The organism is Lysinibacillus sp. FJAT-14745, from assembly GCF_001275675.1.
In the GTDB taxonomy this organism is placed as follows: domain Bacteria; phylum Bacillota; class Bacilli; order Bacillales_A; family Planococcaceae; genus Lysinibacillus.
This window is the reverse complement of record NZ_LITM01000006.1, coordinates 315,360-338,660: the sequence shown is the minus strand read 5'-3', so window position 1 is coordinate 338,660 and position 23,301 is coordinate 315,360. Positions and strand designations below refer to the sequence as shown.

General features: G+C 34.8%; 22 protein-coding genes and 1 pseudogene. 13 read left to right on the top strand and 10 right to left on the bottom strand.

Going from position 1 to position 23,301, the window contains the following annotated elements; genetic code table 11:
* The first annotated feature begins 31 nt into the window (after positions 1–31).
* The gene (locus tag AMS59_RS11640) at positions 32–589 is read left to right on the top strand and encodes a flavodoxin family protein (protein WP_053483909.1); all 558 of its coding nucleotides are present in this window, start codon (positions 32–34) and stop codon (positions 587–589) included.
* Between the two features lie 184 nt (positions 590–773).
* Here the strand turns inward: AMS59_RS11640 and AMS59_RS11635 are convergent, their stop codons facing one another.
* Complete coding sequence (locus AMS59_RS11635) at positions 774–1,196, bottom strand: pyridoxamine 5'-phosphate oxidase family protein (RefSeq protein WP_053483908.1); 423 nt, start codon at positions 1,194–1,196, stop codon at positions 774–776.
* A gap of 161 nt (positions 1,197–1,357) precedes the next feature.
* Between AMS59_RS11635 and AMS59_RS11630 the strand changes: the two genes are divergently transcribed.
* Both AMS59_RS11630 and AMS59_RS26975 read left to right on the top strand, forming a co-directional pair.
* Positions 1,358–1,984, top strand: a complete 627-nt coding sequence (locus AMS59_RS11630; RefSeq protein ID WP_053484152.1) for a YitT family protein — start codon at positions 1,358–1,360, stop codon at positions 1,982–1,984.
* 186 nt (positions 1,985–2,170) lie between these two features.
* On the top strand, positions 2,171–2,410 hold the full coding sequence (locus AMS59_RS26975) for a PadR family transcriptional regulator (protein ID WP_369814324.1): 240 nt from the start codon (positions 2,171–2,173) through the stop codon (positions 2,408–2,410).
* Positions 2,411–2,460: 50 nt separating this feature from the next.
* Here AMS59_RS26975 and AMS59_RS11620 read toward each other — a convergent pair whose 3' ends face one another.
* The 3 genes from AMS59_RS11620 to AMS59_RS11610 all read right to left on the bottom strand — a co-directional run bounded on the left by AMS59_RS11620 (position 2,461) and on the right by AMS59_RS11610 (position 5,074).
* Positions 2,461–3,096: a 50S ribosomal protein L25/general stress protein Ctc gene (locus AMS59_RS11620; protein WP_053483907.1), complete on the bottom strand. Its 636-nt coding sequence runs from the start codon at positions 3,094–3,096 to the stop codon at positions 2,461–2,463.
* 208 nt (positions 3,097–3,304) lie between these two features.
* Positions 3,305–4,219 (bottom strand): S-layer homology domain-containing protein, encoded by a 915-nt coding sequence (locus AMS59_RS11615; RefSeq protein ID WP_053483906.1) that lies wholly within the window; start codon positions 4,217–4,219, stop codon positions 3,305–3,307.
* Between the two features lie 150 nt (positions 4,220–4,369).
* On the bottom strand, positions 4,370–5,074 hold the full coding sequence (locus AMS59_RS11610) for a YjjG family noncanonical pyrimidine nucleotidase (protein ID WP_053483905.1): 705 nt from the start codon (positions 5,072–5,074) through the stop codon (positions 4,370–4,372).
* A 265-nt stretch (positions 5,075–5,339) separates the two neighbouring features.
* Between AMS59_RS11610 and yfkAB the strand changes: the two genes are divergently transcribed.
* The gene (gene yfkAB, locus AMS59_RS11605; RefSeq protein ID WP_053483904.1) at positions 5,340–6,452 is read left to right on the top strand and encodes a radical SAM/CxCxxxxC motif protein YfkAB; all 1,113 of its coding nucleotides are present in this window, start codon (positions 5,340–5,342) and stop codon (positions 6,450–6,452) included.
* Positions 6,453–7,032: 580 nt separating this feature from the next.
* On the opposite strand, the pseudogene AMS59_RS11600 reads toward yfkAB, so the two are convergent.
* Positions 7,033–7,680, bottom strand: a pseudogene (locus tag AMS59_RS11600) (Rpn family recombination-promoting nuclease/putative transposase); the annotation flags it as partial.
* Between the two features lie 641 nt (positions 7,681–8,321).
* On the opposite strand from AMS59_RS11600, the gene AMS59_RS11595 reads away from it, so the two are divergent.
* Positions 8,322–8,627 (top strand): hypothetical protein, encoded by a 306-nt coding sequence (locus AMS59_RS11595; RefSeq protein ID WP_199777729.1) that lies wholly within the window; start codon positions 8,322–8,324, stop codon positions 8,625–8,627.
* Between the two features lie 326 nt (positions 8,628–8,953).
* Here AMS59_RS11595 and AMS59_RS11590 read toward each other — a convergent pair whose 3' ends face one another.
* Positions 8,954–9,946 (bottom strand): LLM class flavin-dependent oxidoreductase, encoded by a 993-nt coding sequence (locus AMS59_RS11590; RefSeq protein WP_053483902.1) that lies wholly within the window; start codon positions 9,944–9,946, stop codon positions 8,954–8,956.
* Positions 9,947–10,021: 75 nt separating this feature from the next.
* Positions 10,022–10,447 (bottom strand): hypothetical protein, encoded by a 426-nt coding sequence (locus tag AMS59_RS11585; RefSeq protein WP_053483901.1) that lies wholly within the window; start codon positions 10,445–10,447, stop codon positions 10,022–10,024.
* Positions 10,448–10,662: 215 nt separating this feature from the next.
* Here AMS59_RS11585 and AMS59_RS11580 point away from each other — a divergent pair, with 215 nt between their 5' ends.
* The 8 genes from AMS59_RS11580 to AMS59_RS11540 all read left to right on the top strand — a co-directional run bounded on the left by AMS59_RS11580 (position 10,663) and on the right by AMS59_RS11540 (position 19,420).
* Positions 10,663–11,430 (top strand): TSUP family transporter, encoded by a 768-nt coding sequence (locus tag AMS59_RS11580; protein ID WP_053483900.1) that lies wholly within the window; start codon positions 10,663–10,665, stop codon positions 11,428–11,430.
* Between the two features lie 685 nt (positions 11,431–12,115).
* A complete protein-coding gene (locus tag AMS59_RS11575) occupies positions 12,116–12,634 on the top strand; it encodes an RNA polymerase sigma factor (RefSeq protein ID WP_053483899.1) in 519 nt (172 codons plus the stop codon).
* Complete coding sequence (locus tag AMS59_RS11570; RefSeq protein WP_053483898.1) at positions 12,627–13,514, top strand: DUF3298 and DUF4163 domain-containing protein; 888 nt, start codon at positions 12,627–12,629, stop codon at positions 13,512–13,514. The genes AMS59_RS11575 and AMS59_RS11570 overlap by 8 nt, the downstream gene beginning before the upstream one ends.
* 285 nt (positions 13,515–13,799) lie before the next feature.
* Positions 13,800–14,924 (top strand): endospore germination permease, encoded by a 1,125-nt coding sequence (locus AMS59_RS11565; protein WP_053483897.1) that lies wholly within the window; start codon positions 13,800–13,802, stop codon positions 14,922–14,924.
* Entirely contained in the window at positions 14,924–16,384 is a 1,461-nt protein-coding gene (locus AMS59_RS11560; RefSeq protein ID WP_053483896.1) for a spore germination protein, read from the top strand. Before AMS59_RS11565 ends, AMS59_RS11560 begins: the two co-directional genes overlap by 1 nt.
* Positions 16,385–17,215: 831 nt before the next feature.
* Entirely contained in the window at positions 17,216–17,977 is a 762-nt protein-coding gene (locus tag AMS59_RS11550) for a TerC family protein (RefSeq protein ID WP_053484151.1), read from the top strand.
* A gap of 192 nt (positions 17,978–18,169) precedes the next feature.
* Entirely contained in the window at positions 18,170–18,802 is a 633-nt protein-coding gene (locus AMS59_RS11545) for a Bax inhibitor-1 family protein (RefSeq protein ID WP_053483894.1), read from the top strand.
* Positions 18,803–18,910: 108 nt separating this feature from the next.
* Positions 18,911–19,420, top strand: a complete 510-nt coding sequence (locus AMS59_RS11540; RefSeq protein ID WP_053483893.1) for a ferritin — start codon at positions 18,911–18,913, stop codon at positions 19,418–19,420.
* Positions 19,421–19,529: 109 nt separating this feature from the next.
* Here AMS59_RS11540 and AMS59_RS11535 read toward each other — a convergent pair whose 3' ends face one another.
* The 3 genes from AMS59_RS11535 to AMS59_RS26270 all read right to left on the bottom strand — a co-directional run bounded on the left by AMS59_RS11535 (position 19,530) and on the right by AMS59_RS26270 (position 23,193).
* The gene (locus AMS59_RS11535) at positions 19,530–21,596 is read right to left on the bottom strand and encodes an ankyrin repeat domain-containing protein (protein ID WP_053483892.1); all 2,067 of its coding nucleotides are present in this window, start codon (positions 21,594–21,596) and stop codon (positions 19,530–19,532) included.
* Positions 21,597–21,609: 13 nt separating this feature from the next.
* The gene (locus AMS59_RS11530) at positions 21,610–21,948 is read right to left on the bottom strand and encodes a hypothetical protein (protein WP_053483891.1); all 339 of its coding nucleotides are present in this window, start codon (positions 21,946–21,948) and stop codon (positions 21,610–21,612) included.
* Between the two features lie 909 nt (positions 21,949–22,857).
* Positions 22,858–23,193, bottom strand: a complete 336-nt coding sequence (locus AMS59_RS26270) for a hypothetical protein (protein ID WP_234007746.1) — start codon at positions 23,191–23,193, stop codon at positions 22,858–22,860.
* Positions 23,194–23,301 lie beyond the last annotated feature (108 nt).

Here is a 23,301-nt window from a genome sequence, read left to right as displayed (position 1 = left end):
GTTTTAACTTGAATGACAGAGGAGGATTCATATGAACATTACCGTATTTATTGGAAGCTCTAGAGCTGGTAGTAATAGTGAACAACTAGCTGATTATGTATTAGAGGGCATCAATCATAAAAAAATAGATCTAAAATATTTAACGATTGAACCCATCAACGATTTACGTCATGATGACAATGGCTTTCAGTTTGTAGATGATGATTATGATCAAATTATCCAGGCGTTTTTAACAAGTGATATCGTTATTTTTGCCACACCGATTTATTGGTACAGCATGTCAGGAATTATGAAGAACATGGTGGATCGACTCAGTCAAGCTATTCGAGATGAGCGTTTTCCACAGCTAAAGGAGAAACTACAAACTACCGAGGCTATTGTACTTGCTGTTGGTGGCGATGCTCCCTATATAAAAGGTCTACCAATGATTCAGCAATTCCAATATATCTTTGATTTCTTAAAGATGCCGTTCTCCTCGTATATTATCGGAGAAGCAAACAAACCTGGTGAGATCTGTCATGATGAACAGGCATTAGCACAGGCGTCCATATTAAATAAGCAGCTAAAAGCACGTATCAATATCAAATAAGAAAACGACCTGAAAGCCGTTATGCTTTTAGGTCGTTTTCTAGTGTTAAAAAAAGAGCCGAGGGAATTTTGGGCTACAGTAGCAGCTACAAACATGAACACTCGTCTTAATTTAAGTAAAAATTATCGTTAAATAATGTAGCCCATTGTATAGTTTCTATTATCATCGAAAAAACGACCACATCTTAATGGTCGTTTGTAAATTCGAGTTCTTTAGGTGGTTCCCCTTTTCTATTCATCAATCGCATACGAATTGGTTCGATTTTTAGTGTGACCATTTCATCATGATTACCAACGAAAATGCTTGTAAAAAATTCAGCTAACTTATTTTTTATTCCTTCCTCTAGAATTTCTGTTAGCTTTCCTTCAATCTCAACATACGTATCACCAAAGCCTTTGTTTTCATATCCATATAAAATATGTGTATACGGGTTTTTGCGAAGCTCTTCCATTTTTTCAGAATGTTTATTTGTCACTGTGTATAATACAAAGTCTTCATTTTGGAACGTCATATATCTCGAATAAGGTTTACCGTTCTCAACTGTTGCCATCGTTCCTATTTTTTCTCGATTTAATACTTCTAATATTTCATCTCGTACAGAGCTCATGTTATTCCATCCTTTCTTATACCATTATATTTTGTCCTTATTAAGCTAATCTAACCATCATTTTTCAAAAATTACGAAATGTCAATCTTCAAGGATTATTCTTAATCTATTGTTATAATAACTTTTTAGACAGACGAATTTTTAGAATGAGGGTTTTAATGATGAAGGAAGCTTTTTTCACACGATGTCTGTTCTTCCTTACAGGCATTTTGGTTTTATCCTTAGGTATAACGTTAACTATTAAAGGGCAAATTTTTGGTGTTGGTTCGTGGGATGTTTTACATATCGGGCTAACTAAAACGTTCGGTTTAACGATCGGTACTTGGTCAATTTTAATTGGTCTAGCCATTTTAGCTATTGATATGGTAGTGACGAAGAAGTTTCCACTGCCAGGCACATTTATAGATATGTTTTTAGCAGGTATTTTTATTGATATTTTCAACTATTTACTTCCTGATATAGATGGCTTTTGGATGCAACTACTAGCTTATGTATGTGGCTTAGTATTACTTGGTTGGGGCTGTGGTATGTATATGGTGGCGAATTTAGGCATTGGTCCTCGTGATTCATTAATGCTTCTTATGGTCCATAAGTTTGGCTGGAGTGTTACACGCGCTCGTACAACGATGGAAGTATCAGTAGCTATACTTGGTTTTTTACTTGGCGGACCTATTGGGGTTGGAACAGCTCTTATGGCCTTTGGTCTTGGGCCAATTGTACAATTTGCTTTAACTTTTAACGAGAAATTATTTACAAAATGGACAGGCGTGAAGAGCGCTGTTATTTAAGATGAAAGTTTTATCAGTGGGGGTTTTCTTATCCCCCACTGATTATTAGCTTTTACAGGATAAACTTAAAGGACAATGCATTTTAAGATGCATTGTCTTTTTTATATACAGTTGTATTATACAGTTGAACTGAACAAGAGGTGTACCATAGTGAAAAAGCATAAATTACTAGCTTTATCGGAAACAATGCACTATATTTTACTAGCTTTACGCGAACCGCTTCATGGTTATGCAATGATGCAAAAAATCGAAGAAATGAGCGAAGGCAGTGTAAGGATTGCAGCTGGGACCATGTATGGGGCAATTGAAAACTTCCCCTTTGCCATCATGCGTTTTATCCCACCTTGGCTATTTTTAGCAACTTGCAGTATGTACGTAGTGATGTATTTCCGTTATCGCAAATCTATACAGCAGTTTATAGAATAAACAGCAAGGAACCACTTACCGCACGTGTAAGATGGCTCCATTTTTTGTTGCTATTCTTCTGACGCAGATGGATTTTTCCCAGTAGCCTCGATTACTTCAGGGGTCCCATCCACTATGTCGTCCTCCTGCACATTTTCAGCGGCAGGTGGTGTGATCGTCACTAATGTATAGTCATCTTCCTGTAAAATTTCAAAGGAAAACTTGTGACGAATATCTCCTACATAAAGTGATGTCCCGATGGCTACATCAGTGACATCGACCTCTATTGTTTCAGGTATTTCTGTTGGATTTACTTTTATCCGAACCTCACGATTAGGCTGTAATAGGAATCCACCATCTGCAACTCCAATGGCTTTACCGGTAACCGTTACGGGAATTTCGACCTCTAGTTCCTCGGACATATTAATGGACTTGAAGTCTACATGCTTAACATTGCCTTTTAGCGCACAGCGTTGTACTTCTGTTAATACTGCATTGATCCGTTGACCGTCAACATCTAATTGAAAGACACTTTTATTTCCGAATGCCGCTAATGTTTTTGCAAATATTCTCGCATCAAGCGATATCGCTGTTGGCTCCATTTGATAACCATAAACAACTCCTGGAATTGCACCGTTCTGTCTGAGTTGAGTTAATGATGATTGACGCCCTTTTTCGCGTTTAATTGCAGTTAAAACAGTACTCATCGTCATTTTCCCCTTTCATGGAAACTAGTCTCATAAAAGGTTTTGCCCGATCTATAGATTTTTATACATGTTATCAATTTTTACAAGCAAAATGTGAAGCATCCCAAATGTTCCGGCGGCTGTCTTTTCATTTAAAAGGCTACTCCAACAACATATTTTAAGAAAATTAAAAGCCGAGACGTATTTATGCTCGGCTAATTTTATACTATTATAATCTTCCAGCAGCGCTCAATGACACCGCTAGCATTTTGGCAAATTCCCCACGTGTAATATATTGATTTGGTGATAGATTTGCATTGTAGTCTAGAGCATCAATTGCATACAATGTCTCCGTATGACGCAAAGTTTCCCCTTGAAGATAGTAAGTATCTTGGTAGGGTAAAACGGCATATTCTTCTTGGACAAAATCAACAGCATCTAATGTTCGACCAAGCATTAAAATTGCCTGCTGGCGTGTGATTTTTCCATTTGGATCAAATATAGTTGGCGTTTTTCCATTGATGATTCCTAACGAATTCAAGGCACCAACATAACCACCATACCAAGATTTTTTAGCATCAACGTCTTTGAATTGCTTTGTTTGTACTTGTTGGAAGCTGAATGCACGAGTTAATAATGCACTAACTTGAGCACGTGTTAACGAATCATTAACACCAAAATTATCAGCTGTTTTGCCTTGAACGATGCCCCTATTCGATAAAGTAGTAATATATGAACTATACGTTGATCCCCCTATATCACGATAATAATTAGGCGGTGAATTATCAAATTTTAATTCTGCATTATTGTGAATAGTGGCAATTACTCGGTCATTTAAATCTCTATAAGCAACCGGCTCCAATACGCCTTTTTTAGCAACCTGTTTTAAAACCCCATCCTTACCATTTTTGAAAATTTCCACTTCTAAGGGCTGACGGTTATTAACAATATTAGCTTTAATGCTAAAAATATCCCCTTTTTCTGATGCATTAATTGTTGCACCATATGCAGAGAACACCGTCATATTTGGCGTTTTCATATGTACATAATTCGTTGGCTCTTGATAGGCATATGCTTGTATGGGGGTAGCGAGTGATAGACCTAACATTCCTATTAACACTACCTTTGAAAATTTCCCCTTCATATTGCTCCTCCTTCTTTTCATCTAAAACTATCATACTGGATTTCATCATGTAAAAATATAGTATTATTAGCACATACTCAAGCACTTTAGTTCTATCAAAAAACTACACTTTCAATTACGAACAATTGAAAATGCAGCTCAAACATGTGCTTACAGAATTGTCATTTTATTATCTAATAATACATGTAACTCATGAAGCTTTTTAATTTCAAAATGTGGTTGAATATCGCTTGTATTTTCAATATTACGTATATTAAACCAGCATGTATCAATTCCGGCTTGTAGTCCGCCTTTAACATCTGATGTTAAAGAATCACCAATAATCAAGGTTTTATCTTTATTTATATTATCGATACGTTCAAAAACATAATCGAAAAAAGCTGGCATTGGTTTTTGATAACCTGTTTGCTCCGAGATAAATATCTCTTTGAAAAATTGTGCTAAATTTGCATCCTCTAGTCGTTTATTTTGAGTAATTGTTTTACCATTTGAAACGACATATAAATCATAGTTATCTGCAAGCTGTTCAATTACTTCATAGGCACCGTCTACATAATGATGTGCCTCTTTCAAATGTTTTTGAAAAATCGCTTCAAAATACTCTCCATCTATTTCTAAGCCGAATTCCTTTAAAGCAATCGAAAATCGAGTATTATGTAGTACATCTTTAGACACCTCACCACGTTCAAAAGCACGCCACATAGATTCATTAATCTCTTTATAACGAGCAATCATCGCTGGAGTTGCTGCAATATTTTCCTGTTTAAATAAACGGTCAAGTGCTGCATTTTCAGCTAAGTCGAAATCTAATAATGTGTCATCCACGTCAAACAATAATGTTTCATACTTTATCATGTCATTTCCTACTTTCTTTGGTGCTGTATTACCATTTTACTCCTTCTATCATAACGTTTTTTTAGAAAAATAACAGTAAATTACCCTATCCCTCTTCTTTACAGAATTTTGGGAAATATCATTTGAAGAAAAGTGTGAAAATATTTCCTTCATTGAGCAATAAAAATGATCATCTTGCCTAAAAATAGCCCTTTCGATAATTTCATATTTGAAAATAACAGCGAATATGAGACAATAGAGTGCTAGAAAGGAAGATGTACCAATTATGACAACCTTACAAAAAATTACGCCTGTCTTTGATCCATGGGAAGCGTATTTAGATGTTGAACAACATGGGCATATGACCCTATCTAATATAGAGTTCACAACAACGACTCTTTGTAATATGCGCTGTTCACACTGCGCTGTCGGCTATACATTACAAACTAAAGATCCAGATGCATTACCAATTGAGCTAATCATAAAGCGTCTCGATGATATTCCACAACTTAAAACAATCTCGATTACTGGTGGAGAACCGATGATGTCTAAGAAATCTGTTCAGAACTATGTATTACCTTTATTGAAATATGCGCATGAACGAGGCGTGCGAACACAAATCAATTCCAATCTAACATTGGAGCCCGAACGATATTTACTGATTGCACCGTATTTAGATGTACTACATATTTCACATAACTGGGGTACTATCGATGAATTCGTCGAAACGGGCTTTGCCATGATGGAGCGAAAACCAACTTATGAACAGCGTGCAGCTTTGTTCCAACGTATGATTGATAACTCAAAAATGCTTGCAGAACACGGTGTAATGGTATCGGCGGAAACAATGTTAAACAAAAAAACTTTACCGTACTTAGCGCATATCCATAACCAAATCATCAACGAAATGAAATGTGCACGCCACGAAGTGCATCCGATGTACCCTTCAGATTTCGCAAGTGCCCTTACATCTTTATCACTCGAAGAAACTCGTGAGGCGATTCATCATCTACTTGATGTTCGAGATGAAAACACTTGGATGCTATTTGGTACGCTACCTTTCTATCCATGTAGCAGGAATGAAGAAGATCAAAAGCTCTTAAAACGACTAAGAGAAGAAAAAAACGTGACGATGCGTAATGATCCAGATGGTCGCTCTCGCTTAAATGTCAATATCTTTACGGGTGATGTCATTGTAACAGACTTTGGCGACACACCTGCGCTTGGCAATATTGCGAACGACGAGTTACCAGCGATTTTTGATAAATGGATGGCAACAGATTTAGCGAAATCACTAAACTGTCACTGTCCAGCAGTAAAATGCTTAGGTCCTAATGTTCTTGTAAAAAATATGTATTATAAAGATACGAAGTTTGTTAGTGGCTCTGCTAAGGTGTAAAAACAGGTGTGTTGATTAACCATTTTTATACATCCAAAGAGGCTGATTTCCGCTACGTGCTACTCGCTTTCCTGCGGGAGTCGAGTAGCCCTACGCTACAATCAGTTAAAATGGAAATATATTGGCAAAGTGGTAACGAAAAAATCCTTTTATCGCTCAATAATAAACTTATTTTTTCCTAATCAACACGCCTGGTGTAAAAAGAAAAAATGTCCAATGCATACATTTGCATTGGACATTTTTTCTAAGATCTATATATTTTTGCTTTAACAGCAAATGTTCTATTAAGTCCTGATGTCGGTTGCTTTTCCTTTCCAACAACTATAAGACAAAGTGATGCTTTATATGTGAGATTTTTTTATCACTTATATAATTAAACCATACCATTGAAAAGAGTCATTTAAACTTGCTAATTTTCTTTTAATGATTTTCTGTGCTTATTCTTGAGATACATCTAATCTTTTTATTCTTTCCACTTCTTCTCTCGATAAGCCTAATAAATCCATTATTTCTTCAATTGGTTCATGACGTTTAAGTAATTTTTTCACTAACTCTATTCGCTCTTGTTTCCGACCTTGTTCTATCCCTTTTCTAATCCTTGTTCTAATCCTTGTTCTAATCCTTGTTCTAATCCTTGTTCTCTCCCCTTATTGATTCCATCAATGTAGCGGGCTTCTTCATCTAGGATATACTTTAAGCGAGACTGATATGCAAGAATTGTTTCAGGGGATTGGCTAATTTCTTCCCATGTATCAAATGCTGCACGTAAGTTTTCATCCTTCATCGCTAACTCCTCCAATTCACGATAGATCTCTGCATATACTTTCTTTTTGCGACCATCGACCATACCCAGTAATAATAACCATCTAATTAAGATGTCATCAAGAGCATCCAATTTTTCTTCATGCCAGAGCGTAATAAACTTGTTCATCTCGATAAAATGAATTTCCAGCACATCTTCTTCTGGCATAAGCCTTGATAATGTTCTGTCTTCATACAGATGATAAGTACTATGATAATCTTTCTGGTCTTTAAACATTGTAAAATTGCATATATTGATCGTAATGGTTGGGCGTAATTCACTGTACCCCATACCTCTAACTAGTTGTGATTCATACATTTTTGCCCAATAATATAGCGTTCTCTTTGTCATATCTTGCTGATTGGATAATTGAATTTCCACATTGATAAAGTCACGATTTTGTGTTTTCACAAGAATATCGAGCCGAGATTGTTTATCGTCCTAATATTCACCGCCCAATTCTTGCTGAATAAATGTTACTTCTTTAATAGTATCTCGTCCGGTAAACTTTAAAACCGCATTCAAAAAAACAATGGTAATTATCTTCATTCAGTAGAAGCTCCCACCTCTGAAAGGTGGTGAGATGAATACAAATGTGATTCCTTTGCAGTGTGTATCCACCCCCCTACTGAATGAAGATAATGCCTCCGGCGGATGTCACGGATTTTGAAAGGAATGAATTGTGCGAGCACAATTCAAAATCCGGACGCAATTACGCCAAGGCGAAATTGATTTTTATTTTTTCACTACCAAACAATTGCTTGAAGGCAAAATCAACCTTTAAATCAAAAAACTTTTCTAACGGAATTCTTCGTATTGCTTTTCGATTCATCAGAGATCACCTCTTTTTTATTACCATCATTATAGCATGTGTAACCTACTAGACCTCTTTACAACATCAAAAATGTATTTTGAATCATAAATTTCTTTAAAGATCTACACTCTTAATACGGTCGAGCTTGTTTTCCAAAAAAATTTATGTTTTTTAACTAACGAAATAGGTTTATATAACAAGAAATATTTATGAACAAATGGTAAAATAATGGCAGAGAGTAAGGGGGATTTAAATGGCTGAAAATATTTTATTAATTATATTAATGATTCCCTTATATGGTTCGATAATTTGGACATATTTTTATCCTGAAGAAAGTTTATTGTTCGGAAAAAGGTGGATGTACAAAGAAGAGCCAGAGTTATCTAATGTAGTTATCCGTTATACAAAATTTACATCTATGATAGCCATGATTGGATTACCCATCGTTGTAATTGGTTTCATCTTTGATATTTTCATTCTTAAATTTACATTGGTAGTATTTATTTCAGTAGTGGTAATTGGGGCACTTAAAATATTTACAGATGAAGAAGATTCCTAAACTAACGAGAATGTTTTCGAAAAAGGATTTGTGATTGAAAAATTATGATGTAAACTCGGAGCTATAGCCCGCTGTAAGAAGATCATATTCAAAAAGTCAAAAGTAACAAAGCATTCGGGAGCAAATATATTTATCAAAGAAGCTGTGTTCACGTATGGAACATAGCTTCTTTTTGTTATTTTCTTCTACCACCGCATCCTATTGTCTTGATTATTTGCTGTACATCTTTTTACATGATTCATAGAGTATTTTCGCTAGCAAATTAGGAGCTGTTCTTGTTGATTATTAGATTTTGTTTAAGTACTTTGTCGGTAAAGCTGTGTGGTTTATATTAATTCCTTTGCAATTAGCTTATAAGTATTCATGCGACTTTCTAGTGCGTATTGATTGCAGTTTAGCATCACTTCGCCAAATCCATAATGCTCTTGCTCTGCTATTAAAAATTTAGCGATTTCCTTAGGCGTTCCGACAAGATTGGCTTTTCGATTATTGGCGATTGTCATTTTATCTAGTTCCGTAAGTGGAAAATCCTTTGCTTCCTCAGGCGACATCGCTTGAATGATTTGTCCCTTCATGAGATGGAGACGTGTAATATCGATCGGCTTTGCCAAATATTCCGCTTCCTCTAGCGTATCTGCAACTGTCGCCGCATAAGTAACGATAATTTGTGGTTTCTCCATGTAGTAGGAAGGTATAAAGTAATCTCTATACGTATCAAATATATCCTTTGACATATTGCCAGTGAAAAACTGCGCATATGAATAACCCACACCTAATCGTCCTGCCTGCATAGCGCTTTGACCACTAGACCCAAGTAACCAAGCCTCAGGTAATTGGATATTAACTGGTGCCGCTATCACTTGATCATAGACATCTTCGCCTGTTTTTTGATTATTCATCAGTTTTAAAGTTATTTCGAGCTTATCGTATTGCTCTGTAAAACGTTGTCCTCTTCCCTCTGCTAGTGCATAAATAGAGGCATGGTCGCCACCAGGGGCTCTACCGACGCCAAAATCAATACGATTCGGTGCCAAGCCACTTAATGTTTTAAAAACCTCTGCCAGCTTATATGGAGAATAGTGCATCATCATAACGCCTCCAGTACCGATACGAAGACGTTTTGTTTTCGCTGCTAAGAAAGCTGCTGTAACCTCGGGAGCTGAGCTTGCCAGTGAATGACTATTATGATGCTCTGCTAACCACATACGATGATACCCTAGCTCTTCACCTAAGAGCGCTATTTGTTCTGTACGCTGAAAGGCTTCCTCAGCGGTATGACCTTTTGGTATAGGCATTTGATCTAAAATACTTAATCTCATTGAAAACACCCTCTCTGTCTCTTTGCACTCCTCTCTACTGTAATATAGGAAGTTCTTTTTACAAAGCAATAGACTTTACTCATAGGCGAGCCGGTTTGTATGCCACGTTTCATAAACCATGCCAATAAGTAACCGTTTTTGTTCAGGCTTCAAAACGACATCATTAAATTTCATCGCATAAACAGTAAATTGCTTAGTTTGTTCATCCACTACGAACTGTAAAATGGCATGTCCTTTTTCACCTTCAAATGTAATATCACCTGATAATTCGACAACATGCTCGCCTGTTTTTGCTTGATAATATCGCCAATATGGTTCAAAAAATGCATAATTAAATGCATTACGAACAGATACTTCTGAAAAATTCTCCAAATACCCTTCTTTTACTGTATCGATATACTCATTATCAGTTATATCTTTTTTGGCATTATACACATATCCGACAAGTAGCCCCATAAACACAACACAAATAAATACTCTTATATGATTCCCTAAACTCAAATGTCATCACGTCCCCTTTACGCAAAAACACAATTATCTACATAATACATTAAAATATACACATAAAGTAGAATATTTTTGATTTTTGCAGAATTTTAAAATATTAAAAAAGATTAAATTCTCAAAATTAATAGAGAAATACTATTTAAGCTATTTACAGCGAGATTTCATTTCGCTACTATCAAATTATTATTATAGAAAAGAGATGACCTAGCGTGCCTTTTGATTTAGATGTAAACATTTTACTCATTCTTATTTTTTTTGGCTTTCTAGCCGCATTTATTGATTCTGTTGTAGGAGGCGGCGGACTTATTTCATTACCAGCTCTTATGTTTGTTGGTCTTCCACCATCTGCAGCCGTGGCTACCAATAAGTTAGCGGGCACTATGGGGTCATTAACGAGCACCATAACATTTTATCGATCTGGGAAATTAGAGATTAAAGCCGTTTATAAATTGTTCCCTTTTGTTTTTATAGGTTCAATGATTGGTGCATGGATTGTCCATCTTATGGATCCCAGCGTTCTAAAGCCACTTATGCTGATCATGCTAGCAGTTGTGGCAATTTATACTATTTTCAAAAAAGACTGGGGTAGCATTTCTACCTATAAAAAATTGACACCTAAGCGTTACGCATTTTTTGTGGCGATCATTACCTTAATCGGCTTCTATGATGGCTTTTTAGGGCCAGGGACAGGCTCTTTTCTACTGTTTGCCTTTTTAATTGTTGGCTTTGACTTTTTAAAATCTGCAGGGAATGCCAAGTTTTTGAATTTCGGAAGTAATATCGCTGCCCTTCTTATGTTTATATACTTAGGGCAAATAAATTATGCCTATGGGTTACCAATGGGACTTGCGCAAATTGCTGGAGCTATTGTTGGTTCTAAATTTGCCATTAAACGTGGTAGCGGTTATGTACGTAATTTATTTATCGTTGTGACAATTCTATTACTTTTTAAAAATACATATGACTATTTTTCTTGATTGATTTGTTATAACTTCAAAAGCCAAATTAAGCGGTGCAATTATATTGATTGCATCGCTTAATTGGTTTTGTATATATGTTGTTTTAGTGTGACACTACTTTACAATCAAATAGTCAATTCTCGATTGGCGTATAGATTTGAATGTGTCACTCCCTTTTTAGCTTTTTCCTTGCCTAAAATTATTAGGAAAAGTTCCGTTGCAACCAAATAAGTTTAAGGATATTTTCTTCGATTGCTATTCCAACAATTCAGATGCTCTTCCTCCACCGTTGCCATATTATTTCTAATTGTAACCAATTTACTCTTTCCCCTTTCTAAGTAATTATAAAAGGTATATAATTTGCTATGTTTTTCACCAATATAAAATGTACAGCAAAGCTTTATGGTGGAGACTTATTGCCCGTTAATGCGGGATAAAGTGAAACTTTAATCAGTGGAGGTTTCTTCATTCCCACTGATCTTCACCAATAGGGATTTTACAGGCAGTTTTTCTTCCACCTTATTCTTCGCTTAAAGAGAGACCTACTGCCCGTTAACGTGGGGTAAATTACCATAAGCCTATTACTTGTCTTTGATGTTAACAAAATAAGATAAGTTTTTTTATGTTATCAACTTTTTTTCCCCTTTCACACGTCTAGTAGTTGTATACAATTTGAAAATGTTAAAAAGGAGCTTCTTTGGACATGAAAACAAGAAATGCATTTCAACATGAAGAGATATTTGTCCAGTTTATTCGTGAACAGAAAGAACGTTTTTATTTGCTCGCGTATAGCTATACGAAAAATGAACAGGACGCACTTGATGTTGTACAAGACAGTATTCAAAAAGCAATGCTTTCTCTCGATCGACTAGAAAATGTCGAATATATGAAAAGCTGGTTTTACAAAATCGTCGTACGTACATCTATAGATTTTTTACGTAAGCATAAACGCTTACAAGTAACAGATGATGATACATTGCAATATTTAACACCTGCACAAGAGGATGTCTACGAAAACGTTGACTTAGAGCATGCGTTAGATGAATTACCTCTAATGTATCGTGAAGTTGTTATTTTACATTATTTTGAAGATTTAAAACTCGCTGATGTTGCCAATATCCTTAACATTAAGCTGAGTACCGCAAAATCGCGTCTTTATAAAGCGTTAAAGCTCTTGAAAATACAATTGCAAGATGCGAAGGGAGAAACAGCACATGGATGAAAAATTAAAAGAATTAGAAAAACAATATACTGAGGTACCTATTCCAAAGGAGTTAGATTTTGTGGTTGAAAACGCACTAAAGCAAGGCAAAAAGAAGAGAAAAAACCGAGCACCACAATGGTTACTTGGAACTGCAGCGGCTGCAATGCTTTTTACAGCTGGTTTAAATGTCAGTCCTGCAATGGCACGAACACTTTCAGATATCCCTGTTGTTGGTAGTATCGTAAAAGTCTTAACATGGACTGAATATAAAGTAGCAGAAGACACATATGATGCTGACATAAAAGTACCAGCTATCGAAAACCTAGAAAATAAAAAGCTTGCTGATACTTTAAATGAGAAATACCGTTCAGAAGGCAAAGCTCTTTATAATGACTTTGTTGCCGAAGTTGATTATGTAAAAGGACAGGGAGGTGGTCATGTAGGTATAGATAGCGGTTATGAAATCAAAACAGATAATGACCAGATCTTATCGATCGGCCGTTATACTGTCAATACCGTTGGATCATCTTCTACAACTATGCACTACGATACTATTGATAAACAAAATGAAATCTTAATTACACTGCCGATGCTATTTAAAGACGATAGCTATATTAAAACGATCAGTGAAAACATTATTGAACAAATGCGTAAACAAGCTGCATCCGACCCAGATAAAAAGTACTGGGTAATAGGAGGAGGTCTCCCTGATGACGAAGTTATAGATGGATTTACAACTATTAAAGCTGATCAACAATTCTATATTTCTGATAAAGGTAAACTTGTTATTTCCTTCGATAAATACGAAGTAGCACAAGGCTATATGGGCATTGTAGAATTTGAAATCCCTACTGATGTCCTGAAAAATGAACTTGTAAGCTCTAAGTATATTCATTAATCATTTGGGATAAACCCACGGATTATTAGTCTTCACCAATCGGGCTTTTACGGGCAGTTTTTTTCTCACCTCACTTCTTTATGGTGGGAGATTACTGCCCGTTAAAATATAATTCTAAAAAACGAGGTATTTGACAATTCAGCCGTCAAATACCTCGTTTTTTCAGTAATAAAATTTTTCATGAACGATTTAAGATTCTTCTTTTCAGAGTAGTTTGTCACGCTTATAATCCTCTCATTTTTTGTCTAAGCTAAAGTGTATCAATTAACGTTAGAGGGTTTTCATATGAAAGGTGTAGGATCAATAAGTATTTTACATGTCATCTTCTTATCTATGACTGTCATTGGCTTAAAAAATCACGTGACAATTATTCCTCCGCTACTAGACGTTGTAGGGAGAGATGGTTGGATATCTGTAATACTAGCCACATTTATTATATTCTTCTGGCTTTTTCTTTTAGTTTATATACAAAAAAAGATGAATCAGGAACCTATTAGAGACTGGTTAGATGGGAAAATCGGGAAAATAGGCTCTACAATTATCATCTATATGATAGTTATATATTTACTCATTCTAGCTGCTTTTACGATGGTTGAAACATTGCAATGGGTAAACACAACGTTTTTACCTCAAACACCGGTCATTATTTTATTACTCATTTATACGATTCTTTGTCTTTTTCTCGTTACAACAAGCTTACAAACCATGGTTATTTTAAATGTCTTCGTATTATTTGGTGTAGTAGTTTTTGGATTTTTTGTAGCATTTACAAATATACAGGTAAAAGAATACGGGTTATTACGTCCATTTTTTGAGCATGGATTTCAACCCGTTATAAAAGGGATGATTTACCCGGCATCAGGATTTATTGAATTATTAATGCTTATATTTTTACAGCATCAATTTAAAGAGCGCCTTCGTTGGTATCATTTTACTATCATACTTATCATTTTAATGGGGCTTACTTTAGGACCACTAATGGGCGCAATTGCAGAATTTGGTCCAACCGAAGCCGCCAAGCAAAGATATCCTGCCTACGAGGAATGGGGACTAGTATCAATTGGTCGCTATATTGAGCATCTTGACTTTTTCTCAATATACCAATGGCTTACTGGTACATTTATTCGAGTTAGTTTCCTCTTATATATTATAGCAGATTTATTAAAAATGACCGGGGATCCGAAGCAAATATGGAAAATGATAGCACCACCCTTCTTTCTACTTTGTCTACCGCTAATTATTTTAAATGAAAACATATTTTTGAAGGTGAAAGGGAACTATATATTAACAGTTACTTTTATTTTCTTTATTCTTCTGTCAATTTTTTTCGTACTAGTAGCGTTCTTTTCAGGTAAGTCGTCTAAAAAGGGTAAATCTGAAAAACAAGAAATGGAAAGTGGTGAATCATAATGCCTCAGCAGGAGAAGGCGATAGACCTAAACACCTTAAAAAAACTATTTCAAAAATCAGCAGATATTCAATTTCAGGAATATACATTTAATCAAAATAAGGTTCAATTCATTACCTGTGATGCGATGATAGATCAGCAACTGCTTAATGAAGTCATTATTCGACGTATTCAATTTCTTTATGACCATTTAGCTGATACAACCTTAGAAGAAAATATTACAAATCAACTTCATATCCCAACTCTTCAAAAAATCAAAGATAAAGAAGAAGCCATTACCTTTGTATATACTGGTTTCCTACTGCTTTATTTTGAAGAGGAAGAACTTTTATATGCTAGTAATATTGCAAAAAAGCCTAATCGAAATCCAGAAGAAACGAGGATGGAGGTTCTCGTTAAAGGGCCAAGGGATAACTTTATTGAAGACATCCGTGTCAACATTGCTCTAATGCGAAAACGTTTACCTACAAATTCATTTTGTGTAGAAAAAGTGGAGTTAGGCAGACGTTCCAAAACAACCGTGGCTATTCTTTATTTTGACGATATTGTCGATATGGATATTTTACACGGAATTAAAAAGCAACTGGCAGCTGTAGATACAGATATTATCTTTAGTGGGGATGCCTTAATGGAGGAAATTAATAAAAACTCTAAGCTTTTCCCGAAATTTGATTACACTGGACGACCCGATTATGCTATTCAAGCACTAATTAGAGGACGTTTTCTCATTTTCGTAGATGGTGTAGCCTACGGCGTCATCACACCTGTAAATTTATTTTTATTATTAAAATCCGCTGAAGATAATGAATATCCCATCGTTTTCAGTTCTATAGAACGACTTTTGAGGATTCTCGGCATTTTAATTGGTTTGCTGTTGCCTGCATTTTGGCTCTCTCTGACGACTTATCATCAAAATCAGCTACCATTCCAACTTTTAGCAACAGTTGTCCAAGCAAAATCAGGGCTACCTCTCCCCTCCTCTCTCGAAATGCTAATCATGCTACTAATGTTTGAATTGTTTCGAGAAGCAGGCTTACGTCTGCCTTCTGTTATTGGAGGTACGATAAGTGTTGTTGGAGGTTTAATTATTGGTGATGCAGCCATTCGCGCAGGTGTGACAAGTCCAGAAATGATTGTGGTTATTGCAATCTCTACAATTGCATCATTTACTCTTGTCAACCAATCTCTTGTTACAACCATCAGTATATTGCGTATTTCGTTCATTTTTGCCAGTGCTTTCTTAGGTTTATTTGGATTTTTTGTCTCATTATACTTTACACTTCTTTACTTATGTAATATCCGGATCTATGGTTACTCTTACATGAATCTTGCAACAGATTTAAATTGGACAACTATTAAAAAATCGATCTTCCGCTTATCACCAAAGGGCTACACTGATCGCAATAAAGCACTTGCTCCCCAGGATAACACTCGTACCCCTAAAAGCAGGAAGAAGCAATGAAGAAAAAAATTGTTTTACTCTCAAGCTTAGCTACTTCACTACTTCTTTCAGGATGTTTAGATGTTACCGAACCCCAGTTGATGGCCTCGGTATAGATAATAAAGATGGCCAGTAAGAAATATACTTGCAATTAATTAACTTCGCCAATATTGCAAAATCCGAAAGTCCTAATCCTCAAGCAATACCAGCAGAGGTTGGACAGTCTAAGGGAAAAACGTTGAAAGAAGCACTTTTAAAATTATCTCGGTCCATCGATCAAAAGTGTTTTGGGGGCATATGACTTACATTATTTTCTCTGAAGAAGCAATGAAAAATAAAAATGCCATCTCCATAATAGACAGTGTATTTAGGGAAACAAGGTATAAAATATGGACCTATTGTACACAAGATTTTATAAAAGACATCCTTCTAATAACGCCGATTTTGAATAAATCTTTTACATCATCTAAGTTGTATACCGGTAAATAGCCTTTCCTGACAACAATCATCAAAATTTTTAACATAGCGTCACAATTTTATTTGCAATTGCCTTTCAGCATGCTATAATTCATGTATAGAGAATTGAATAGCTTTTGACAATTATGTCAAAGGGGAGTAGCTTGCAGATGTGAAAAAGCATCTGATTTCACATTCGTCATTACATGGTTATTTACCATCGGGTGTGAAGGCATTATTTGGGCGTACAGATATTCTGTGCAACAAACCGTTAATTAGCTAAGCAAGACCTTTGCCTATTTTTTAGGCAGGGGTCTTTTTATTTTGCCTAAAAAAGCAAAGAATACGTTAAAAGGTACATTCATTTCTGTTCTAAGTATAAAGGAGGAAATAAATTTGGAAGCAATTTTACTAGAATACGCATGGGTACTCGTCGTATTAGTTGTTCTAGAAGGTTTATTAGCTGCCGACAATGCCGTCGTTATGGCAGTTATGGTAAAGCATTTACCAAAAAATCAACAGCAAAAAGCACTATTATACGGTTTAGTGGGAGCATTTATTTTCCGCTTTGCCGCACTATTTCTTATTACAACGCTCGTTAATTTCTGGCAAATTCAAGCTCTAGGTGCTGCCTATTTATTATTTATGTCAACGAAGCATATTTTAGATTCGCGAAAAGCCGCACAAAATCCCGAGGAAATTCATGAGACTAAAAAACAATCTGGTTTCTGGATGACCGTACTAAAGGTTGAGTTTGCTGACATTGCTTTTGCCATAGATTCAATATTAGCTGCTGTTGCCATTGCAGTTACACTACCTCATATCGGAAATGTTGATGTTGGTGGCATTAATGCAGGGCAATTCGCAGTAATGTTTTTAGGTGGTATTATCGGTGTTATTATGATGCGTTTTGCGGCTCGTTGGTTCGTGAAAATTCTCGATAAATTTCCATCACTTGAAACAGCTGCTTTCTTAATCGTTGGTTGGGTTGGTGTAAAACTGGCTGTTCTAACATTAGCACATGAAAAACTAGGTATAATTCCACATGAGTTCCCACACTCACCACTTTGGAAAGCTACTTTCTGGATTGTATTAATCGGGATTGCCCTTGGTGGTTATTTAGTTGGTGTGAAAAACCAAAGAAAAAATGTAAAATAATACAAATATACCTGGTCCTAGCGAAGACCAGGTATATTTGTATCACCATATCGAGTTTACTTGGCACTCAGTCGAAGGAATTCAAACCCACATTATGATAATGATACAATTTTTTTATGGTTGAATCTTTTTCTAATTTGACTCGTATGTTACTATATAAAAGTTATTTTTCAAAAGAAAGGATTCTTCTATATGGCGTATGCTAAAAATCAAAACTTAAATAAAATTTTAAAACACTTTGCTTTCATGTGGGTATTGACAGTTGTCGGAATGTACATCGCAACATTACTACCTCCTTCAATTGTCATGCCGCTATCTATTATTGCTTTTGTACTTCTGATCATTGCCTTCTTTGTGCGAAGTCTGAAACTTGCTAATTCCATTATGTATACAATCCCCTTTTTAATGGGAATTTTACTATTTTGGACAACACAATTTTACATTGTGGAGCTAGGGCAACAGCTTGTTTTACTTGTTTTCGTAGCGACAGTAGCTATTTTCATTGTGCTAGCAATGCTTGGTATGATGATGAATAAAGACATTTCCAATTGGGGAAGCTATTTATTCACAGTATTAATCGTCGTAATTGTATTTTCACTAGTCTTTATGTTTATCCCTGTTAGTAACATGGTCGGACTGATTATTGCGGGAATTACTGTACTACTTTTTAGTCTCTATACGGTCTATGACTTTAACCAAATCCGACATAATCACGTTTCAGATGCTGAAGTCGTTAGTATGGCTTTAAATCTTTATTTAGATTTCATTAATTTATTTGTCAATCTTTTAGAAGTAATTTGGCGTTTTAAAAAATTATTTGATTAATTTTTTTAATTGAGAATGAACATCAATTAATCTTTGCATCATAGCCTCTTTCCGCTGTATACTATAAGAGATGCAGAAGGTAATTACTGCACAGGGAGGAAATCTTTTATGTTATCTGAAAAACTACACACAGCACTAAACGAACAAATGAATTTTGAATTTTACTCTGCGCATGCTTATATGGCGATGGCGGCATATTGTACAGATCAAGATTACGATGGTTTTGCCAACTTCTTTTTAGTACAGGCCGAAGAAGAGCGCTTCCATGCGATGAAATTTTATAATTTCCTAAGTGATATGGGCTACCGCGCAACAATCCACGGCTTTGATAGCCCAGATAATCATTTCGAGTCTATTTTACATGCATTCAAAACTGGCCTTTCACACGAGAAAGAAGTGACTCGCCGTATTTATAATTTATCGGATATCGCTTTAGATGAACGCGAGCATGCAACAATGGCTTTCTTAAAATGGTTCATTGACGAACAAGTGGAAGAAGAATCAACATTCGACACGTTAATCCGTAAAATTGAACGTATAGAAAATGATTCTAACGCTATCTTTATGTTAGACGCTGAATTGGCGACACGTTCATTTACACCGGATGCTGAAGCATAAAATTTAATATTAAATTGAGTCATTTTTTCCTCCTCAATGTTTTAGTCGTACTTAACATTTACCCAGGAAGAATAAAAATGACTCTTTTCTTTAACATAGTTATATGGACTTATTCAAAGCCGCCACTATAATTAAGAAACCCTACTTCTTCGTTTGGTTTTAAAAGCAATAGTTGTTCTGTACCCTTTAAGTAAAATAAAGGCGCTTCATCATTGACATACGGTTCTCCTAAATCTTTATACCATTTTTCATTCAGCTGATTAGGATAAAATTCAAACGAAATGTTATCAATTTTATCGCCCATACCTATATAGGAACAATATTGCGTCTCAATATCTTTTCCTGTACTATCTTTCAAGTAATAAATATTACAGTCTGTTTCACCATCTACAGTAATGTACTGTTCTCTCTTAACTGGGTTTCCTAACTTATTAACTACATCTTTTCTCGAATTACCTAAAGTAATTCCATTTACCATAAAAACATTCTTTTGTTTATCAAACTTAATCATAAATTTATCTTGTTCAAATAATTCCACCAATGATTTATTATACTTCTCAGCTACCTTTTGTGCTGAGTCCCCATTACTATTAACAGTTTTTATATCTGCCTTATTTTTAATTAGTTCTTCAACAACTTTTTTATCCCCATTTATTATCGCTAAATATAATGGTGTTTGCCCTTGTCCATTGAATCCATTTACATCTGTTCCATTTTTTATTAATTCCACTAAAAAAGTCAAATTATCTTTTTTATGATTTAGGAGAACATGGATTGCATTATTTCCAAATTTATCAACCTTATTAAGGTCCAGTCCCTTATCTATAAATATTTGGACTATTTCTTTATTTTGAGTAAGAATAGCCGTTTCGTATGTATTTTTACCATCTATATTCACTCTCTTTAAATCAATGTCCAGGTTTAATAATTCCTTGATTAATGCTGTATTGTTTAACTGCTGTAATAAGGCAACTTGTACAATATTGTTTCCCTCATTATCTACATCTTGAAGACCTACTTTCGTTTCATTAATAAGGTATTCAATCATTTCTCTATTCCCGGTTTTCATTGCATAAAATAGAACGGTATTCCCCATTTCGTCCTTTACGTTCATATCAACTCCGAATTTATGAAGTTCTTTTAAAATTTCATATTGTTCATTGATAACTGCAACATGCGCAAGGGTATCCTTCTCTTTTCCAACTTTGATACTTCCCATTCCTTTATTCATTAAAGAAATAGCTAATTTTTTATTAGGTAATTTGATGGCTTCACTTATTGAATTTTCACCATCCCTATTTACAAAATTAACATTGGCCCCGTTTTCAATCAAAAAATTTATATCATTCATATTTTGGCTTTTTACTGCTTCAATTAAAGAGTTATCCTTATCTTTTAATAAAAGATAATTTTCCCATGAAAATGTAAACTTTGTTATAAAGCCATAACCTGCAATAGCAATAAGCAATAAGAAACTTATCAACACAGCGCTATATTTAAAGATTTTCTTTACTTTTTTCTTATATATTTCATGTTGACGTTCTTTTTCTAATAGCTCTTTCTTTTTATTCTCTTCTACCTGTTTTTCATATAGTTTAATATGTTCATTTATTGTTTCTTCATTACTATAAATTGAAAGAACATGATCTTTTTCTCTTTTGCATCGCTTACATGTTTCCATATTCTCTAAGTTAAGACGTCCACATACACATGTCCATTTATCATTCAATATTTGTGAATAATATTTTGCATCATTTCCTTCATGTGCTTTCACAAAAGTTAATTGCCTCGGGTTATTAATTTCTTTTAGTTCTACTTTCTCTAGCTCTGTTTCAGTTTTAGTCCATGTAGTTTCATCACTAAAAAGTACTTTATCAATGATTATATCTATGTTTCTTGCATGTGAAAAATTATCTAATAGAATTTTTTCATTGTCTCCAAATGCTTGGTTAGGACCTATTGAGTCAGCTAACTGAATTTTATATTCAAGGCTATTAGTTTCCCAACCAACCGGCTCACCAAATTGATCAAAACAATAGATAGTAGCATTAAAGCCTTTAATTCTTTTTTCTGAAATATTATTAAATCTAAATGAACAATAAACCTTACCAGTTTCTTTACTTCTATAAAGCTGATACTCAAGCAATTCAATTGGACAATTTATATTAACTAACATACAATTCCTCCGATTAATTTAACAACTCAAATTCCTCTTCTTGAGGCTTCCTATTAACTTTTAAACTTATTTCTTGGAGTAATGAAATAATTTTCGCAATTGCTAAAAAGAATATTCCTGTTAATACAATAGATATTGCTGATACTAAAGTTGTAGTAAAATGAGTGGTATAAGCATCTTTTAATACAAAATATTTTTCTTCTATAAGGTTATTATCATAATGTTTATGAGCCGCTTTTTCCCAATATTTCATATCCTCCCTTTCTTCTTTTAAACTTGAAATTTGAGATAAAGCAAAAATTATAGCGGCAACAATTAAAATCATACTTGTTATCTGTAGCACTAATTTCACCAGTTAATCCTCCATATATTGAAATAATACCTATTATATACTAATTATCTATTATTTACTACGAACTCTTGAATACTTCCCAGGAGAATATTCACAATTCCCCCTAGTACTTTATTCATTATTAAAGTTTGTACTAGTTTTTTTATAAAAAAGAGAAACGCTAAAAACTAACGTTTCTCTTTTTCTTACTTATAAGAACTCTGGCTCTTGAATTTCCCCTCTATTTCAATGGAATATCAACTGTTTGAGTTCCATCTAAAAAATTTTCATAATGTGAGAAATAGATGCGAACTGGGTTGACGACTCCATTAAGGTGTTTGATATTTCGTAAATCAAATATTTAACTAAAGCACCCCGTTAGCCACCCATGTAGCTCAAAAATTAGCACTTCACCACAGAAAATGAAAGATGATTAAGTTCTTTCACGGGAGTTGAACAAGGTGAACACAACCTTGTTGCTATTTCTACTTAGATTCGATGGTGGTATCACATCCCTTAATATGGGATAGTTCGAGAGATGCTAAGTTCCTTAATAATATTAGAGAGAAGCCTACATCACTCAACTATACAACACGATTTCTATGGTGTAGACTTCATATATCGTGGTGTAGTACCTATAGGATTCTGACTTGAGAAAGGCAGATGATCATTGTTCGTTACCCAGCCACCAAAACGAAATGTGAATTCCACTCGTGGGTCTGTATTCTGTGTATCAATATCTCGTATATAGTCTTTCAATCTATTATCTAGGTAATTCGGTGTGATAAAATCTGCATAGGGTATAGACTTTAACTCATTAAAAGGCAACAAATAGGCTTCGATAAGGGTATTGAGCTCATCATATTCGACAGGTGCTAATAGCTCATAGTCATATTCAATATGAATTACCGTTGTATATTTTTGTCCATTCTATTTATGCACAATTTTAATCGGGTATTGGTATCTTGCTTCAGTTCCAATGACACCCGCTGAAAACACATCACGATAGAGCTCTTTGTTTATAGTAGGCTCTGGTGGCACAGTTTTTCTATCCCTCATATTCTTTGGATAAATAATAAATTTATCTGTTGCAAAGTAGCCTCTTGATGCACCATTTAAAATGGATTCTTTCATAAATGTTTCGTCTAAATAGTTCAACGGCTTACTGGAAATAGCAAATGCTGAACTGACAGCCATTCCACCTGTTGTAAGTAAAATTAATAGTGCCATCACAACGATTCCTGATTTCTTCTTACTCATATCCATAATGGAGATTATTCTCTTTTTTAGAATTTGTGGGCTCATCACCAAAATCCGGGGATGACAAAATCAATGACCTGTTTCCAAACGTAAACGGAGGAAAAGATGGGCATC